Consider the following 17111-nt stretch of genomic DNA (forward strand, 5'->3'; position numbering starts at 1 on the left):
AACCGCTCGTGAGAACGCTGCTTGATTCGCTTCAATGGGCATTCTTTCTTCTGACGGGTGGCCTCGTGGCGCCTATCGTCGTGGCGGCAGCCTTTCAGCTGTCGGATGCTGAGACGATCAGTCTCTTACAAAGAACGCTGACCGTCATCGGCGTATCCTCCCTGCTGCAAGTAACGCTCGGTCATAAGCTGCCGATTCTGGAGGGCCCTGCCGGCGTATGGTGGGGCGTCTTCATTCTCCTTGCCGCAAACCTTACGCCGGGGTCATCCGGCGCCGAGCTGCTTCGTCAAATGGAGATGGGTCTGCTGCTGGGCGGGGTAGTCATCCTGCTGTTGAGCTTTTTTCATATTATCCGTCATCTAAAAAAGCTGTTCACTCCGGTCGTTACCGGCACGTATTTGCTGCTGCTCATCTTCCAGTTCAGTTCTCCTATCGTGAAGGGTATTCTTGGCGTCGGCTATAAGGACCCTTACATCCATGCGAGCATTGCGGTTCCCGCCATAGCGACCCTTCTTCTTACTTTTCTATGCGGCCGAAGCAAGACGGCCTGGCTGCGTAACTATTCCGCTCTGATCGGGATCGCGGCGGGCTATGGCCTATTCCTGCTCCTTGGCCAGATTCCTGCATTGCCCAAGCTGCCGGACTCGGCTGTTCTCATTCCCCAATTATTCGCTTGGGGCGCGCCGCTGTTCGACTCCGGCATTACGCTCACGACGCTGGTCATCACGCTTCCGCTGCTTATTAACATGATTGCAGCTATCGTTGTTATGGAAAAAACGATTGGAATCGAACCCGTGGACCGCTATCGCCGGTCCGGTATCGTGATGGGCATTAACCAGATGCTGTCCGGAGCCTTCTCCGCGGTAGGCTGCGTATCCAACTCTCATACTGCCGGTTTTGTCGCATCTACACGCATGACTAAGAGACTGCCTTTTATTATCGGCTGCCTTCTGTTGATCATTGCCGGTTTTTTTCCGTTTCTAACCGCGGCGCTTGCGTCCGTGCCTGTGCCCGTAGCGTTCGCCGTCATCTTTTATTCATTTGCCCACCTGCTGTCCGCCGGACTGAAAGAGCTTGGCGCGGTTCTGCAGAATGAGAAGAAGCTGACCATTGTGGCGTTTTCGTTGTTCGCCGGAGTCGGCAGCATGTTCATTCCTGCGGCAAGCCTTGCTGTACTGCCGGATGTGCTGAAGCCGATTTTGAACAATGGACTGGTTGTCGGTGTGCTGGCATCCATCGTGCTCGAGCAGGCTTGGCAATTCAAAGATTCCCTGTCGTCCGGCTCCGGTTTCAGCTCTTGGAGACGCAAGCATTCCCCTATCGAAAGGAGCGCCGGCCATGCCGTTAACGATCAAAGTGTACTCTGATTACGTGTGTCCGTTCTGCTTGCTCGCGGATGGCGAGCTGAAAGCAGCGGCGGCGGAACGGGACGTAACGATCGAGCATCTGCCATTCGAGCTTCGGCCCTATCCGACACCAACCCTCCGTCCCGAGGCCGGCTATATGCAAACCAGTTGGAGGGAAAAGGTCTATCCGATTGCAGAACAGCTCGGCATTCCGATGCGGATGCCCGCTCTCTCTCCGCAGCCATATACGCATCTGGCTTTTGAAGGCTATCAATTCGCGAAGAGAGCGGGCATCGGCGAAGCCTATAATTCGAGGATGTATAAAGCTTTTTTCTTAGATGGCCTAGATATCGGCGATATCAGCGTGCTGACAGAGCTAGCCGAGGAACTCGGCTTGAATGGCCCAGAGTACCGCGAGGCGCTGGAGAACGGCACCTACCGGGAAGCGCATAAGCAGGCGCTGCATCACGCCCTATACGAAGCCAATATTACGGCCGCACCAACTTACGTCATCGGAAAAACAACGATCAAGTGGCTCTTATACAAAGAGCAATTTCTCGAAGCAATCGATGCAGAGTTAAAAAAACAACGGCTGGAGCAATGGAGCACCGGTATCAGTTGCACCATTGACGGCTGTAGCTAATAGATGGAGAGGAGCTATTATTTATGACGTTAAAGCTTCAAGTATATTCGGATTTCGTATGCCCTTATTGTATTCTTGCCGAAGGCGAGCTAGAGGCAGCTGCCGCTGAAAAAGGAATCGAGGTTGAATATGTGCCGTTCGAGCTTCGGCCTTATCCTACGCCTACTCTGCGCCCCGAGGGCGAGTATATTACAAAGGATTGGAAAGAACGGGTCTACCCGATCGCGGCAGAGCTGGGCATTCCGATCGTGAAGCCGCCCTTCTCCCCTCAGCCGTACACGCATCTGGCCTTCGAGGGCTATCAGTTTGCCATCGAACACGGCAAGGCGAAAGCCTATAATAAACGGATGTATGAAGCCTTCTTCCTGGAGAGCAAAAACATCGGAGAAATCGATGTGCTGACGGAGCTGGCAGGCGAGGTTGGCTTGGATAAAGCCGCCTACCGCAAGGCGCTGGAGGAGCGCACATACCGTGAGAAGCACCGCCAAGCGCTGCATCATGCTTATTATGTCGCCAACGTCAGCTCGGCGCCTATCTTCATCATCGGAGAGACAGTCATTCGAGGGATGGCGTTCAAGCATCAATTTCTGGAAGTGATCGAGCGCGAGCTGCAGCGGGAGTTGGAGTCTGCCGCAGGGTAATTGTGCAAGCAGGGTTGGGCTAACGGTCCGCCGAATCAGGTTGGTCCACAACAACAAAGAAGCAGGAAGCGCGCATCATGCCCGCTTCCTGCTTCTTTGTTAAGCCCTATTCCTCCAAAACGTCCGCTAGCTTCCTTTCACCTGTTTACGGCGCTTCCGCTGTGTCTGCAAGAGCTTGCCCGATACTTGCTGCGGCTGCTGAAGCAGGTTCATTATCGGACTAGCAAGCTCGACTGCTTCCTCATCACCGGTTATACTTCATGGCCGTAAGGGCGGTTGGCCCTTTTCTCCATAGCGCTTTGAATATAGCCATACACGATGGCGGCCAGCCAATACAAGATAGCCGCCGCCAGGAATGATTCCAGAAACTTATAGGTATCGGCCGCCATCAGCTTCGCCTGCGCCATCATCTCCGTCAAGCCCAGCGTGAAGCCAAGTGACGTCTCCTTCACGACAGTCACGAAGGTATTGCCGAAGGACGGCAGCGCAATGCGGAGCGCCTGCGGCAGAATAATCCGCCGCATGCCCTGCCAGCGAGTCATGCCAATTGATTGGGAAGCCTCAAATTGACCATATTCGATAGAACGGATCGCCGCCCGGATAATTTCTGCCAAATACGCTGCGCAATTCAAGGTAATGCCGATTACCGTAGCCCAATAAGCATTGATCTCGCCGAAGGCAGGAATTAATTGGGGCAGTCCATAGTACAAAATAAATAATTGCACAAGCAGCGGTGTTGCCCGGAAGAAGGAAATATACACCTTGGCTAAAGGGGCAAGCAGAAATAGCTTGCGCCTGATCGCCGTCTCCAGCACCAGCCCCAGCACGAGCCCAAACAGCATGGAGAGCACGGCGATCGTCATCGTCAAATACATAAATTGCAGCAGCCGGGGAAGCGCCGACAGCAAATATACCAGATCAAACATAGATGGTCTTCGCCCCTTCCAGCGCGCTATCGATATTAATTATCCGGATTGGTCAAATCCTGCGTAAACCATTTCTCCGAAATCTCGGCCAGCTTGCCGTTCTCGCGAAGCTTCTTGAGGGCATCGTTCACCTGGTTAACTAATTCTTTGTTCCCGTCATTATTCAAGAATGGATTGGCGGCAGGGATCGTCGTTAGCTGCTTGCCTCCCAATTGAAGCGGCAGCTTCGTTTTATTAATCGTGCCAAGTGCAGATGCCTTCGTCGCGAAAGTTGCATCGATACGCCCGATTGCGACGTCCTGGAAGCCCGCTTCTGCCGTCTCGTAGTTCACGATTTCGATCTCGCCTTTCTTATCGAACTCCTTAACCAAGTTAGCGAAGTTGGTGCCCGACTGAATGCCGATCTTTTTACCCTTCAAACTTTCGAGCGACTGGATGGCTTCATTCCCTTGCTTCACGACAAGCTGCGCACCGGAATACACGTAAGGCTCGCTGAACAGATACTTTTGTTTTCTCTCCTCTGTAACAGCGATGGAATTGGCAATCGTATCGATCTTCCCTGTGTCCAGCAATCCGAACAGACCGCTGAATTCCGACGTCTTCCACTCCACCTCGTAGCCTGTCAGCTTAGCGATCTCCTGCCACAAATCCACTTCAAAGCCTTCCAGCTTGTTCGTCTCACTGTTCTGGAACACGTAAGGATAGAAGCCTCCCGTCGAGCCGATGACCAGCTTTTTACCCGAACCCTTTGCCGATGCCCCCGCCTTTTCCGATTTCTCTCCGCATGCCGTCAGCAGCAAGACGAACGCCAGCATGAGTAACAATACCGCTTGTAAAGTTCCTCTTTTCTTTCTGTACATGTTCGAACACTCCTTAAACTGTCATTTTGTCGGCCCTATCCGCTGCGCAGCCCGCTCGGCTTATTCTCTACCGGACTGCGTCACAGCTAGGGCACCCCCTACGTTTCACAGTTAACCTATGAATTTAATGGGTATTTAGGCCGCAAAATGATTATAAGGGCGCACTTCCTTCCTCTTCCAATACCAAAATCGATATTACTTTAATAATTCCAAGCCTATGATAGAACGCGAGCTCTCTCCACTCGCGGACGTACTAGCCAATCGCTGCTGCAGTTTATGGAAATATTCGATGACATAAATGCGGAAACGCTCGAAGCCTGGCGACAGCTCCTGCCGCTCCGACCAGGTCAGACTGATTGTACGGAAGCAGTTCGGGTCGGCAATCCGCACCGATACCGTCGCAGGGTCTGTACTATCCATGTCCCAAAGAGCGGGAATAAAAGCGGCGCCGATTCCCGCACGGACAAGCTTATGAAGCAATGCCGGATCCTCCACTTCAAAAATAACGTTGGGCGAAAATCCCGCTTTTCGGCATAGCCCGTCTGTCGCATCCCGCAGCCCAAAGCCAGCTTTCAGTCCGATAAAAGCTTCCTTCTCGAGCTCAGCCAAATGCACCGATTCCCGGGAGGCAAAACGGTGACCAGCCGGTACGAGCAGTCTCAGCTCCTCGGATAACAGCGTAATGCTAGTCGTATTCGGCAGCTCGATGGGAGGCGCGGATAAGCATATATCAATTTCCTTATCCTTCAGAAGCTGCTTCATCGAATTATAGCAGCCTTGCTGAAACCGGAATCTCGTTTCGGGATGCTTCGATACGAAGGTTGCCAGCATCTCCGATACCATTGGCAAATGGATCGAAGCCACCGTAATGACTTCCTCATATCTGCCGGAAATCCGGATCGCCTCTCGTTTTCCTTTCTCCAGCTCGCCGAATGCACGCTCCACATGCTGTAAGAAAATTCTTCCCGCTTCATTAAGCCGAATGTTGCGTCCGAGCCGGTCGAACAACGCAACGCCCAGATCCTCCTCCAGTCTTGCTATCGTCTGGCTCAAGGACGGCTGCGCAATATTCAGCTCTTTAGCTGCTTGTGTAATGTGCTCCCGACGGGCAACCGTTTGAAAATATTTCAATTGCAACAGGTCCATACTCCTTCTCCTCTTCTCTCTTGGAATCGCCAGCAAAAAGCAAAAAAAGCCGAAGCAAGGTTGCTTCGCGCCTACAGAGGTCTGTTCGACTCATGATATGGAATCAATTGTATGATTTTATCATTAATCCCATTTTAGACATGTTCACAGATTTGGTCAATACATCACTTAGCGATGCAAAACGAAATGACAAAGACGCTTGTTCCGTACGCTTGAAGCGTGTAGGTCAAACGTCTCTTTTATGAACCGGATTGCCCTGATTGGATTGGATAAAAGCTAGCGCAGCGGTCCGCCCGTCTCCTTCCCGGCAGTTGTTCTGCTCAGCTCTCGCCTGACGGCCGGCATCACTTCCGTTGCCAGCAATTCAATGGAACGAGCCACTTTGGCGAACGGTACACCTCCGATATCCAATTGCAATATATAGCGGTTGTGACCAATCCGTTCATGCTGATACAGTATCTTCTCTACGATTTGCTCGGGACTGCCGACTGCCAGCGCCTCATTCGCCCCTGTTGACAGCTCGAACTGCTCGCGGGTCAGACGATCAGCCGGATTGCGTTTTTGCATAATATGCTCGAAGTAATTGGCGTGATACGGAAAATATTCATCCAGCGCCTGCTGCGAGGTGCGCGCTATATAACCGTGTCCGCATACGGCAATCGGGAGTTGATCCGGCGTATAGCCGGCCGCCTTGCCCGCTGCCCGATACGCTTCGGCAAGCGGCTTCAGCCGGTTCGTGTCTCCGGTGAGCTGAGCGAATGACAGACCCGTTCCGAGCCTGCCCGCCCGCTCTGCACTTTCCGGCGTTCTGCCCACTCCGATCCACAGAGGAAGCTTCCCTCCCAATGGGCGTGGCGCAATTCCCGCATCAATAAGCTCGGGGCGAAAACGGCCGTTCCATGACAGCTGCTCATTATTATTGATTTGAAGCAGCAGCCCGATTTTCTCCTCAAACAAAGCATCATAATCAGCCAGCTCATAGCCAAATATCCGGTATGTATCCAAAAACGCCATCGCGCCGCGCCCGGCAATGAGCTCCGCTCTGCCGTCCGACAGCAGATCAAGCGTTGCGAAATCCTCGAACAGCCGCACAGGATCTGCCGTGCTTAATACGGTCGTGGCGCTCGTCAGCTTAATGCGTTTCGTATGCTGGGCAATCGCAGCCAAGACAACAGGGGGTGCCGTCACCGCAAAGTTCGGCGTATGATGCTCCCCTAATCCAAACACATCAAGACCGGCTTCTTCGGCAAGCTTAGCTGCTGCCACAATTTCCTCCAACCGCTGCTTCGCACCGATCGGACGGCCGTTATGCGGATCATGTGTCAAATCACCAAATGTGTAGACTCCAAATTCGAAGCTCAAATTGCACTTCCTCCCTATCGTTGCCATAAACGGCCATCCTCTTCGTCCTCTCTATCTTAACGGGCGGCTGCGCACGAACTCCAATATCAAATGACATATCGAATTCATAGGCTGGATCAATTAAAGCCATAGCGAACTTGATATTGGATTAAAGAGATTGAATCCCCCTATAATTACGTCAATAACCAATTAATCCTATATGAATAAAATGAAAGGAGTTTCTCCCATGACCGTTTCCTTGCATTCCTCCGGCCGAATCAACAAGCTCCAGCTCAAGAACCGGCTGATCCTTGCGCCAATGCAGCAGCACAAAGGCACGCAAGAAGGGCATGCGACAGATTATCATGTCCAGCATTATGGACGGCGTGCAGCCGATGTCGGTCTGGTCATCATCGAATCTACTGCCGTATCGCCTGAAGGCCGGCTGTATCAAGACGATATTGGCATTTATTCCGATTCCCACATCAAGCCGCTTAGCGAAGTAGTAAAAGCCGTGCACGCCCAAGACGCTCGTGTCTTTATCCAGCTGTCGCATGGCGGACGCAAATCGCAGCCGCTTCCCTCCGAGAGACTGCTCGCTCCAAGCTCCATTGCTTTCAACGCCGAATACGGACTGCCCTTCGCCGCCAGCGAAGCTGAGCTGGCGCTCCTTATCGATCGTTATCGCAGGGCTGCGCTTCGCAGCCAGGAAGCCGGATTCGACGGCATTGAGCTGCATGCCGCGCATGGCTATTTGCTGCATCAATTTTTATCGCCTGTTGCCAATAGGCGTACGGACGATTACGGCGGCACCGTGAACAACAGACTCCTATTCGTCCTGCGTGTTGTAACTGCGGTGCGCGAGGCCGTCGGACCGGATTATCCCGTCCAGATTCGGGTATCCGCCTCGGATTACGATCCGGCTGGCCTGATCCCGCTGCAGGTTGCGGATATCGTCAGCCGATTGGAGCCGCTGTTAGATGCTATTCATGTCAGTTCAGGAGGCATAACGCCTGTCCGCCCTCTGGACGTTCATCCCGGCTATCAAATACCCTATGCGGCTATTGTAAAATCCAAAACAGCGTTGCCCGTTATCGCCGTCGGCGGCATTCATCAGAGCGCTTTAGCGGAACGCGTAGTCGCGGAGCAGCTCGCGGATTTCGTTGCGATCGGGCGGCCGATGCTGGAGGATCCAGATTTTGCAGGGCAGCTGCTCGGCAAGAAGCCCTCTTCCATTCATTAAACTAGCACTATCCACTCTATGAAAAAGGCGGTAATTATAGTGACAACTCAACAGAACAAATGGTACATATTGAGAAAAGCGCTGGCTGGAGCAGTTTTGGCGGTAGCAGCAGTCTCCCTTCTGGCAGCCTGCGGAGCGAAAGCAGATAAACCTGCTGCAGGCTCCCCGAAAGAACAGAAAATCGTTCGCATCGGAACAAATGGGGCGTTTTATCCCTATACCTTCAAAAACACGGAGAATGGAGACAAACTGGAAGGCTATGAAATCGAGATTTGGGAGAACATTGCGGAAAAGCTGAATTTCAAAATTGAGTACCAGCTAACTGACTTCGCAAGCTTATTCGGAGCGCTGGAATCCAAGAAGATCGATACGATCGTCAACTCAATCGCACTGTCCGAAGAGCGGAAGGCCAAATACTTGTTCACTGATCCTTACGTCTATTCCGGTGCCCAACTCGTCGTCCAGAAAGACAATAAGACCGTCAATTCGCTTGAGGATCTGAAAGGGAAGAAAATCGGCGTCGTTGCAGGCAACAAAATTATGCTGAACTATATTAAAGAAGCCGATCCTGAGGGGAAAATCGAAGTGGTCATTTATGAGACCGGAGAAGGAGCGTTCCGCGACGTATTGCTTGGCAGACTCGACGCAACCTTCTCGACCAAAGCGGCCGCACTTGCCCAAATTAAAAAGACCGGTCAGCCCCTTCGTCTTGCAGGCAGCCAGTTTGTCGTCATTCCGGCCGGAAGCCCTTTTCTGATTACGGACGACAACAAAGCTTTTGTTGAAGAAGTGAATGCCACTCTGGAGGAGCTGCGTAAGGACGGCACGATCAAAAAAATCGCAGAAAAATGGTATGGCGAAGATATAAGCAAGCCGGCGGAGTAAGGCGATGAACTTCGACTTCGCCTATTTTATAAGAAGCCTGCCGCAGTTGCTGAGCTATCTGCCTCTGACGTTTATGCTCGCTGTGCTGTCCATGATCTTCTCCGTTATGCTCGGCATCCTGCTGGAGTCGATGATCCGCTCGCGGGTTAAAGCGGTGAGTGCTGCGGGCAATGCTTATATTTTATTTTTCCGTTCCACCCCGCTGCTCGTCCAGCTCTTCTTGCTCTATTATGGACTGCCGCAAATTTTTCCGGCGCTAAGTGCGATCAATGCCTTCCAGGCTACCGTGATGGGAATCAGCTTAAATAACGGCGCGTATCTTGCGGAGATCTTTCGGGGAGCGATCGACTCGGTTGACCGAGGCCAAGCGGAGGCTGCCCAATCGATCGGCATGACACGGCTGCAGACGTTCCGGCGCATCGTTTTCCCGCAGGCCTACCGGGTTGCATTGCCTTCACTCGGCAATACATTTCTCGTCATCATCAAGGAAACCTCACTCGGCTTCACGCTTGGTTTAACTGAAATGATGGGCCAAGCGAAGCTGATGGCCGCCGACACACTAAAGGTGATGGAAGCCTTCCTCTCCGTCAGCTTTCTCTACCTCGTGGTCGCCATCTTCTTCGGCAAACTGCAAGGCTTGCTAGAGAAGAAGGTGGGTAAACCTTATGCGCAGTGATAGCTATAAATACGAAAGGGAATTGGATACGTCCAATTCCCTTTTCCTTATTATTTTCACCATTTAAATCCCTCAGGTTTATTAATTTCTGGATATGGAGCTTCTCCTGATGCATACGGCATGACTGTTGTATATGCGGCTTTTCTTAGGTCATAGATGACAATTCCCTGTTGAACCTTATTATCATCATCCATGAAAGAATAGGACATCATCGCTTTCGTGCTGTCCGGACTCCATTCCACAAGCCGATAATACGGGTCCGGTCTCGCCTGTTTCACTGCCGTATACAGTTTATTTTTCTCAAGAACATCATAAACACTATTTTCAAGCAACGACTCTCCAGTCATCGGGTCTACCAAATCAATAGAGCCCCAAGTCCGCCCCCCATACGCAATGGACAATTTATTACTGTCTCCCGACCATTTCAGATCCTCTACACTAAGCCATTGACCCTTTAAAGGATATACAGTACTTTGCTCAAAATCATATATCCACACTTCACCGTCATTGTAACGAGCTTCATTAAATAGATGGAAAGCAACTCGTTTACCGTCAGGGGACCTGCTAAAAGCAGGGCCGTTAAAATTATGCTGATAAACTTCCAGCGCAAATTTTGCAGCTGTCACCACATTAATATCAGTCGATACAAGCAGCTTCTCTATCGCATCTATTGCCTTCTGTTTTTCCGGATGTTCGCTATATGCAATAAGCTTGTTGCATGCATACCACTCAACGTAAGGATCCGAATGTGACACCCCTTCCAGATAAAGATTGAAGAGATCCGGATCTTCCGGGGAATCGATTGATACTATTTCATATTGCCTTGCAGCTAACTCATCCCATACTGAAAAAGGATTGGCCGCCACCCCCGCTTCAAAAGAAAAGCTCTGCTCATCCGTATTCACATCTCTTGATGGAGGATTAGCTGCGGGCGCTGTCTTTAAACAGCCTGATAATGCCGTCAAAATAATAAGACTTATAATTGCCGCTCTACACTTCATGTAACGCCTCCGATCTAGGGTTATCTGGTAAACCAGACGAATAGATTCAAATTAAGTTGCACAGTGAAACGGCAAGTTCTAAGGTCATCTGCAATGGATAGCCTTTTTCCTGATCCCGCTAAAATCAATATTGTGTTCTGCTAATATAACAAGTACATGGTTAAAGACATGTCCGGGCTTGAATATAAGGTAATTAAGACTCTATCTCGAGAGAGGTACAAGAGTGATTTCCTGCAAAAATAGACCGGGGCTCAAATTCAGCCCCGGTCTATTTGCGTTATCAATCCTGTTGTTTACCAAACACTCGCATAAGCATAGTTCCGTATCGTGCCGTGATAGCGATACCACGGAGAAGCATTTTCCTGCTGGGCATAGAATAGCGTCACTTCCGCATCGGGATCGATGACCACATAACAGCCTCTAGCGCCATCCCAGCCAAATTCTCCATTTTGACTAAGTGAATTATTATCCTCGTGATTCACCATGGTTCTGACGCCTAGGCCATAGCCATAGCCATACTTGCTTTCCCCGCCAAACCGGTTAAAGTCCTGCTGCGCAACGGGAGATAGACGATTTATGCGCATCGCATTCACCGTCTCCGGTCTCAGAATACGCTCGCCGTTAGGCGCCAGACCATAGTTGCATAGCGCCTCCGCAAACACAATATAGTCAGGAACCGTGGAGTATAATCCGCCTCCGCCGCTTTCATAAGCTTTGCCCGGCTGAAGGTTAAAGCTTTCGCCAATGCTTGCCGCCCGGTGGGTACGGGCATCAAAGCTATTGTACAGCTTGCAGAATCGGCTTTCATCTTTCAACTGGAACGAAGTATCTTTCATACCCAGCGGGTCAAAAATATTTTGCTGCAAATAGTGACCGAAGGTCTGCCCTGTTACTGCCTCAAGCAGCCCTGCTAACACATCATGGCAAACGGTATATTTGAAGTGCGAGCCAGGCTCGAAGAGCAGCGGCTCTTGCGCCAGCGCCTTAATGACGGAAAGTGTCTGGCCTTCTCCGTTGCTTTCAGCAATCGCTTTATTAACAGCGTCCGTATCGATCTTCTCGACACCCGCCGTCATTGTAAATAGATGCTCAATTGTAATAGGATTTAGAGCAGGAAGCAGTTCCTCTGTTCCATCTGGCAATGTGTGACGAACGGACATATGTTTAAATTCGGGAATGTACTCATGCAACGGATCGCTGAGTTTGAACTTCCCTTGTTCCAGAAGCTGCAGCAAAGCTGTGACGGTTATAACCTTTGTGGCAGAATACAATCTGAAAATGCTATCCCTGCTAAAAGGAACCTGATTCTCCACATCCGAGAAACCGGTATAATGCTCGTAGACAGGCTGGTGTTTGTGATACATGGCCACACCAAGCCCGGGTATATTTTTCTCTTTATAAAACGCTTCCAAATATGAAGTTAGCTTCGTAAAATTCATCATTCTCCACCTGCCGTTTCACTGAACTGTTACTATCCTAATAGGCATTCTCCATTCAATTTTATCACTCTAGATGAGCTGTTGGATACTTCAATAATGCGACATGCATACCTTATTTAGTGGCCTTAATAATTTTACTGATTGCTTTTCTTGAGCCTGTAACAGCCGTCTTATGAACCTTTCATTATCCTTTCGAAACCGTATTTTTCAACTAACTATGCATCTTTAGTGCTTAGTATCCCCGTCATCCACTCGGCATCGCATAAGTAATACATATTAGCTTCATCCGTAATGACCCTGGCAAACGCAATCATTTTATCTTTATCCTACACCCCATAGCAAAATGAGTTTTGGATGGACTTTTTATTTTTTTCAGGAGGTCGTTTGCTTGCCCAATAGCTTGAAGCTAAGAAATCCAAAACAGTTTGAATATGATAGGACACCTCCCAAGCTAATATTTGAAAGAGCCTGGTAGTCATCTCGCAAAGAATTTGTCTCTCCTGTTCTACCTATACCAACCATTTATAGCTTACAAAAAAATAAGAAATCACTGTGACCATCTTTTTTTCCAAGACGCATAATCAACACCCTTTATCTCAGCCAATGTTTCCCCATGTAGAGAATGATAAATATTATCCTCTAATACATATCCTCCAATAACCTCATTTTCCACAATAATTAAATATATATTCTGTTTTGTTGTTATCGAATCCTTATAAGGAATTCTATCTACAAGCACTTTATAAACACTAACTTCCTTTTTAAAAAACTTGTCTGGATCAGCGCTTTGTACTCCCCATTTCTGTAAACGATGTTCCGAAAGTAAAGTATTTCCTTTGAGCTCATCATTATTTAGAATATATTTTTCTGACAATTCGATTTCAAAAACTGCAACTCCTAATTTATTCAGATAATTCTCTATCAATGTTTTATAGCCCCCTTTCCCGCAAGAAGAAACAAATAGCAGTATAAGCATACATAAAATCAGCCTTCGCATATTAGTTCCACCCTTCTCCAAAAATATTAATCTAATAATTGACAAAATTGTTAATATAGTTAAAAATGATTGGAGTAATATATTTTTCCTTTTACATGGAAGATTATACTTTCTATGTTAGGGGAAGTCAAAAAAAGGAGGAAATAGTATGGTAAAAAGAAAAGGAACATTTTTAGCTTCACTTATTTTGGTTATCGCTCTCTTAATTCCATCTGCTACACTTACCGCAAACCCAGGAAATAGTATTGATCTAGAAATCCTAGAAAGTTCAATTGAATATCGAGAATTGCATGGATTGAATTCAAGCACCAAATATGTAAGTGAACTGCTTTTAAGCGATAATACCTATGAAAGAATTGTAGGCATACCACTAACAAAAGATGAATTTCTGTTACTTGAGGAACGAGATCAATTATTAGACAGCATTTCTGATTACAGAGAAAGTTTGAAAGCCGAACGGATTCCAAATGGCGATCTATTCTATGATATAAAAACGGGTGAAGTTACACTAAATCTTGTAGAAGCTACTGATAATACTATAAAAAGAGTAAAAGAAAAATTCCCAAAACCTGAAAAACTTAAAATCAAAAGAGTAACATTTACCTCTGAAGCTCTCTCCGAAGCACTAGAAAAACTGCGCAATAGCTACTCAGATCTTGATGGATTAAAAACAATTCATATAGATACTCAAAAAAATAGAATTATTATCGGTTTAAAAGATTCCTCTCCGGATATAAGAAAAAAAGTAACCTCTTTAGTTGATTCCGAAATGCTAGAATTTACAGAAGCAAGCGATGTATCGCCTCTAGCAATTTCTGATCTATCCAATAATCACAGACCTTTGGTTGCTGGTACTAAAATTTTCTCAGATTACTCCGGTGGGTGTAGTACGGGTTTTTACGCAAATACCCTTTCAGGAAACATTGTACTCGTTACAGCCGGCCACTGTACAACGGTAGGTTCTAATGGGATCACAACAAAAGATGCATGGTATCAACCGACAAAATCATCATCCAACAAAATTGGAAACTCCTTGTATAGAAATAGCGGTAATTCATTCGCAGATTCCCTGACAGTATCCCTTGATAGTTCAACAATAAAATCTACAGATGTATTCGAGGCAACTAGTTCTACCACTGTGACATATCCTGTTAGATACGTCGAATCACCTACAGCAGAGGTAGTTGGAATGGAAACTTGTAAAACAGGCTTTACAACAGGCACAACCTGCGGCCAGTACCAAGGGAAAACTGATGTTCTAAGCTACGGTTCTGGCTATACAACTATGTATGATTTAAGATTAGCGAGTTGGACAGCTAACCATGGGGATAGCGGTGGTACAGTTTTCAAGAAAAAGTTTAATTCACAGTACGGAAGAGTCGATGTAACCTTGCAAGGATTAGTGGGCGGTGAAGTAACAATCGGCGGAACTAACTATCGTTTCTATTCTCATGTATCTAATATTGCTGGAATAACGACACCTGTAACCCTCTAATAAAAGCATTGCAGTATGTAGAGTTGGTTGGAGAATATAATTTTCAGTTGTTTAAAATACAAATTTTTTTTACTGAATTGCAGAGGAGATGGAGCTGTTATGGCAGCTTCATCTCTATTTGTCATGGCATCGCACATAATTCCGATAAGATCAGCCATCAGCAGGCAATTCATTAACAGTTATAATTAAGTATTTCCAAAATATGAAACTGGTAATCTAGCTGTCTTATCCTTCACAAATCTATGCAATTGTACGTTCAAGAATTAAAATCCAAAAAATAAATTGACTTATTTTTCTTTATATGTCTTTATTTGTTAATAGGAGCAGGGAATATAAGGAGGAATTTATAATGATTCGTGCAGCTAAAAAAAGATTAGCATTGCTATCTCTAAGCGCCGCTCTCTTGTTGGCGTGGCCAGTTGGTGCCTTTGCCGGTACCGATACAGGCACTAAATTTGGCCATACCTACAAGTTTACTAACGGCTATATCAGCAATGGCGCCTGGGCACAAACTTATTTCTCCGATCAAAGCGCACCTAAGGAAGTCACACTGACTTATACGTACCGGAACCTTAGTAATATGACGGTCGTCACGACTGGTCCTGTGACCAATGCAAGCAGTACTTCCGTTGCCTATGCCTTAATCCAAGTACCGAACGGAATTAGTCAGCAGCCAGTCAGCGGATACAGCTCGCATCTCGTTAACCTTGGAACGCCATCTATCATAAACACATATTTGCCTATTTAAGTAATCGATAAAACATAGAGGATACCCTGCTCCGTCCTTCATGATTTATCGGAACGGAAATGTTTGGGAAGGAGGCGTACTGCGATGGCTTATAAAGCTGGCGCCTGGCGAGATATACGCTGCAAAGCGATTATTTCAATACTCTTTTTGAGCATAATTATGCTTTTAATTAGTGGCTGCATGGGTGAGACCAAGCAAGCTTCCGCTCCATCTGCCAGCCAGGAGCCTGTCCAAGAAGTGCTGAAGCCTGAAGACTATGAGACGTTATGGCCCGGCAAAAAGAAGCTGATTTGGCTATCCGACAGCGATTTGCTATATAGTTCGTCCAAAGATATTCTCGTCGAATTTAACAATACGCTGCTGGCAAACGGCACCGACTTCGTTGTGGAATTCGTAAATGCCAATGCAAACAGCGTTCAGCAATATTATGATCTGATCCGGAGATTCAAGCAGGAAGGCAAGCAGGTTGATTTGCTGAATACAGGCTCAGGCTCGTCTGAAGTGGACATTCGCACCTACCCGGCTGCCGTCAGGGATGGTTTACTGGAGCCCCTAGATAACTACCTGCAGACGAAGGACGGGAAGCTGTTGTATGATCATATACTTCCCAGCTCGTGGGAGATGGTCACATTAGATCATCAAATCTTTGGCATACATCCTATGCCGACTGCTGCAGCCAACCTGTATCTATTTATTAATAAACGTATCCAGGAAAAATACAAGATTACACTGCCCAAGCAAATAGCCAGTTTAGCAGCATTAGAGAAGGCATTGTCAATGGCGGCTGAAGAAAGCAAGCTGGATCAGAAATTTGTGCCGCTATACATCTGGCTCGGGTCGGGGAAAGAAATGACCGGCTATGATTTTCTAAGCAGTGGAATTGCAGTGCGCCACACAGAAAGCGGTGCCCCTCTTGCTTTCAATCCTTACGCGGAACAAGATGTAAACCAATTGATCCAAGCGATGTCAGCATATAAGGAAGCTGGATATACGAAGGAAGGACAAGCATTCGAAGAAGTATTGAAAGGCAATTTCTTTGCCTTTGTGACCTATGCCTATCCTTCCACCTATCACAATGGCAAGTTGCAGTTGGGCATAACAGACCCCATTCTAAATGTGAATGCGCATCTTTTGCAAGACGGAATGAATTTTGAAGCCGTTAATGGCATTAACGGCTTGGCATCATGGTCCGCTAATAAGGCAGAAGCCTTTCAATTGTTAACGCTTGTGAACACGAACAGTGAGTTGTCCAATTTGCTACGCCATGGCTTCAAAAAGGCTAGCTCTGGGAAACTGCAGTTCAAGGATATGGAAGAGATGATGCGCGGAATCGCATCGCCGTCCAACAATCTTATTACGGTTCCGGTTGGTTTGGAGACCGACAACAAGCTGAATGACTACCGGGAGTATGCAGCCAGCTTTTCAATGTCGCCGGCAGCAGGCTTTATACTGGATGAAGGGAATATTCGAGAAGATTTATTAGCGATTGGAGAAATCAATCGAAAGTATGAGGCGCTGTGGATTGGGAGCAAGGATGCTGATACTCAACTTATGAAAGTGAATGAGGAGTTGAAGGCGGCTCATATTGATCAAGTGCTTGTTGAAATTAACAAGCAGCTCGACAACTGGTGGAAGGCATCTCGAACGAAATGACCAGGTCTAAATGAAGACATTGCTAGCGTGAAATTCCTGTTTCAGACAGGACGCCGCCGCTAGCAATGTCT

At 47.8% G+C, this 17111-nt stretch carries 16 protein-coding genes; 9 read left to right on the forward strand and 7 right to left on the reverse strand.

Annotated features, from left to right (window positions below; all coding sequences use genetic code 11):
* The first annotated feature begins 8 nt into the window (after nt 1-8).
* The 3 genes from IEX98_RS09890 to IEX98_RS09900 are packed head-to-tail and all read left to right on the forward strand — an operon-like array spanning nt 9 to nt 2630.
* Nucleotides 9-1367, forward strand: coding sequence for a purine/pyrimidine permease (locus IEX98_RS09890; RefSeq protein ID WP_188888795.1), 1359 nt, complete (start codon nt 9-11; stop codon nt 1365-1367).
* The gene (locus IEX98_RS09895) at nt 1339-1989 is read left to right on the forward strand and encodes a DsbA family oxidoreductase (RefSeq protein WP_188888796.1); all 651 of its coding nucleotides are present in this window, start codon (nt 1339-1341) and stop codon (nt 1987-1989) included. The genes IEX98_RS09890 and IEX98_RS09895 overlap by 29 nt, the downstream gene beginning before the upstream one ends.
* A 23-nt stretch (nt 1990-2012) precedes the next feature.
* Complete coding sequence (locus IEX98_RS09900; protein ID WP_188888797.1) at nt 2013-2630, forward strand: DsbA family oxidoreductase; 618 nt, start codon at nt 2013-2015, stop codon at nt 2628-2630.
* A gap of 251 nt (nt 2631-2881) precedes the next feature.
* Here IEX98_RS09900 and IEX98_RS09905 read toward each other — a convergent pair whose 3' ends face one another.
* The 4 genes from IEX98_RS09905 to IEX98_RS09920 form a co-directional block, all read right to left on the reverse strand.
* On the reverse strand, nt 2882-3556 hold the full coding sequence (locus IEX98_RS09905; protein WP_188888798.1) for an amino acid ABC transporter permease: 675 nt from the start codon (nt 3554-3556) through the stop codon (nt 2882-2884).
* A 35-nt stretch (nt 3557-3591) separates the two neighbouring features.
* Nucleotides 3592-4416 carry an amino acid ABC transporter substrate-binding protein gene (locus tag IEX98_RS09910; RefSeq protein WP_188888799.1) on the reverse strand — a complete coding sequence of 275 codons (825 nt, stop codon included), beginning with the start codon at nt 4414-4416 and terminating at the stop codon, nt 3592-3594.
* 195 nt (nt 4417-4611) lie between these two features.
* Entirely contained in the window at nt 4612-5562 is a 951-nt protein-coding gene (locus tag IEX98_RS09915) for a LysR family transcriptional regulator (protein ID WP_188888800.1), read from the reverse strand.
* Nucleotides 5563-5838: 276 nt separating this feature from the next.
* Nucleotides 5839-6924, reverse strand: a complete 1086-nt coding sequence (locus IEX98_RS09920; RefSeq protein WP_308421776.1) for an LLM class flavin-dependent oxidoreductase — start codon at nt 6922-6924, stop codon at nt 5839-5841.
* 226 nt (nt 6925-7150) lie between these two features.
* Here IEX98_RS09920 and IEX98_RS09925 point away from each other — a divergent pair, with 226 nt between their 5' ends.
* Genes IEX98_RS09925 through IEX98_RS09935 form a run of 3 tightly spaced genes read left to right on the forward strand, consistent with a single transcriptional unit; the run spans nt 7151 to nt 9707 of the window.
* Complete coding sequence (locus IEX98_RS09925) at nt 7151-8146, forward strand: oxidoreductase (RefSeq protein ID WP_188888802.1); 996 nt, start codon at nt 7151-7153, stop codon at nt 8144-8146.
* A 39-nt stretch (nt 8147-8185) separates the two neighbouring features.
* Nucleotides 8186-9031 carry a transporter substrate-binding domain-containing protein gene (locus tag IEX98_RS09930; RefSeq protein ID WP_188888803.1) on the forward strand — a complete coding sequence of 282 codons (846 nt, stop codon included), beginning with the start codon at nt 8186-8188 and terminating at the stop codon, nt 9029-9031.
* A gap of 4 nt (nt 9032-9035) precedes the next feature.
* Nucleotides 9036-9707 carry an amino acid ABC transporter permease gene (locus IEX98_RS09935; protein WP_188888804.1) on the forward strand — a complete coding sequence of 224 codons (672 nt, stop codon included), beginning with the start codon at nt 9036-9038 and terminating at the stop codon, nt 9705-9707.
* 56 nt (nt 9708-9763) lie between these two features.
* On the opposite strand, the gene IEX98_RS09940 is transcribed toward IEX98_RS09935, so the two are convergent.
* From IEX98_RS09940 to IEX98_RS09950, 3 genes are all read right to left on the reverse strand, one after another.
* On the reverse strand, nt 9764-10708 hold the full coding sequence (locus IEX98_RS09940; RefSeq protein ID WP_188888805.1) for a hypothetical protein: 945 nt from the start codon (nt 10706-10708) through the stop codon (nt 9764-9766).
* 293 nt (nt 10709-11001) lie between these two features.
* On the reverse strand, nt 11002-12150 hold the full coding sequence (locus IEX98_RS09945) for a serine hydrolase domain-containing protein (RefSeq protein WP_188888806.1): 1149 nt from the start codon (nt 12148-12150) through the stop codon (nt 11002-11004).
* Between the two features lie 544 nt (nt 12151-12694).
* Nucleotides 12695-13072 (reverse strand): hypothetical protein, encoded by a 378-nt coding sequence (locus IEX98_RS09950; protein ID WP_188888807.1) that lies wholly within the window; start codon nt 13070-13072, stop codon nt 12695-12697.
* Nucleotides 13073-13292: 220 nt separating this feature from the next.
* On the opposite strand from IEX98_RS09950, the gene IEX98_RS09955 reads away from it, so the two are divergent.
* From IEX98_RS09955 to IEX98_RS09965, 3 genes are all read left to right on the forward strand, one after another.
* Nucleotides 13293-14639: a hypothetical protein gene (locus IEX98_RS09955; protein ID WP_188888808.1), complete on the forward strand. Its 1347-nt coding sequence runs from the start codon at nt 13293-13295 to the stop codon at nt 14637-14639.
* Nucleotides 14640-14988: 349 nt separating this feature from the next.
* Nucleotides 14989-15387 carry a hypothetical protein gene (locus IEX98_RS09960; RefSeq protein WP_188888809.1) on the forward strand — a complete coding sequence of 133 codons (399 nt, stop codon included), beginning with the start codon at nt 14989-14991 and terminating at the stop codon, nt 15385-15387.
* A gap of 84 nt (nt 15388-15471) precedes the next feature.
* Complete coding sequence (locus tag IEX98_RS09965; RefSeq protein WP_188888810.1) at nt 15472-17040, forward strand: DUF3502 domain-containing protein; 1569 nt, start codon at nt 15472-15474, stop codon at nt 17038-17040.
* Nucleotides 17041-17111 lie beyond the last annotated feature (71 nt).

The sequence above is a fragment of the Paenibacillus radicis (ex Gao et al. 2016) genome, from assembly GCF_014641555.1.
Lineage (GTDB): Bacteria > Bacillota > Bacilli > Paenibacillales > Paenibacillaceae > Pristimantibacillus > Pristimantibacillus radicis.

Bases quoted from the DNA above. Each gene is read 5' to 3' on its own strand.
- IEX98_RS09895 (WP_188888796.1), top strand. From the start codon at position 1,339: ATGCCGTTAACGATCAAAGTGTACTCTGATTACGTGTGTCCGTTCTGC.
- IEX98_RS09900 (WP_188888797.1), top strand. From the start codon at position 2,013: ATGACGTTAAAGCTTCAAGTATATTCGGATTTCGTATGCCCTTATTGT.
- IEX98_RS09905 (WP_188888798.1), bottom strand. From the start codon at position 3,556: ATGTTTGATCTGGTATATTTGCTGTCGGCGCTTCCCCGGCTGCTGCAA.
- IEX98_RS09910 (WP_188888799.1), bottom strand. From the start codon at position 4,416: ATGTACAGAAAGAAAAGAGGAACTTTACAAGCGGTATTGTTACTCATG.
- IEX98_RS09915 (WP_188888800.1), bottom strand. From the start codon at position 5,562: ATGGACCTGTTGCAATTGAAATATTTTCAAACGGTTGCCCGTCGGGAG.
- IEX98_RS09925 (WP_188888802.1), top strand. From the start codon at position 7,151: ATGACCGTTTCCTTGCATTCCTCCGGCCGAATCAACAAGCTCCAGCTC.
- IEX98_RS09935 (WP_188888804.1), top strand. From the start codon at position 9,036: ATGAACTTCGACTTCGCCTATTTTATAAGAAGCCTGCCGCAGTTGCTG.
- IEX98_RS09940 (WP_188888805.1), bottom strand. From the start codon at position 10,708: ATGAAGTGTAGAGCGGCAATTATAAGTCTTATTATTTTGACGGCATTA.
- IEX98_RS09945 (WP_188888806.1), bottom strand. From the start codon at position 12,150: ATGATGAATTTTACGAAGCTAACTTCATATTTGGAAGCGTTTTATAAA.
- IEX98_RS09955 (WP_188888808.1), top strand. From the start codon at position 13,293: ATGGTAAAAAGAAAAGGAACATTTTTAGCTTCACTTATTTTGGTTATC.
- IEX98_RS09960 (WP_188888809.1), top strand. From the start codon at position 14,989: ATGATTCGTGCAGCTAAAAAAAGATTAGCATTGCTATCTCTAAGCGCC.
- IEX98_RS09965 (WP_188888810.1), top strand. From the start codon at position 15,472: ATGGCTTATAAAGCTGGCGCCTGGCGAGATATACGCTGCAAAGCGATT.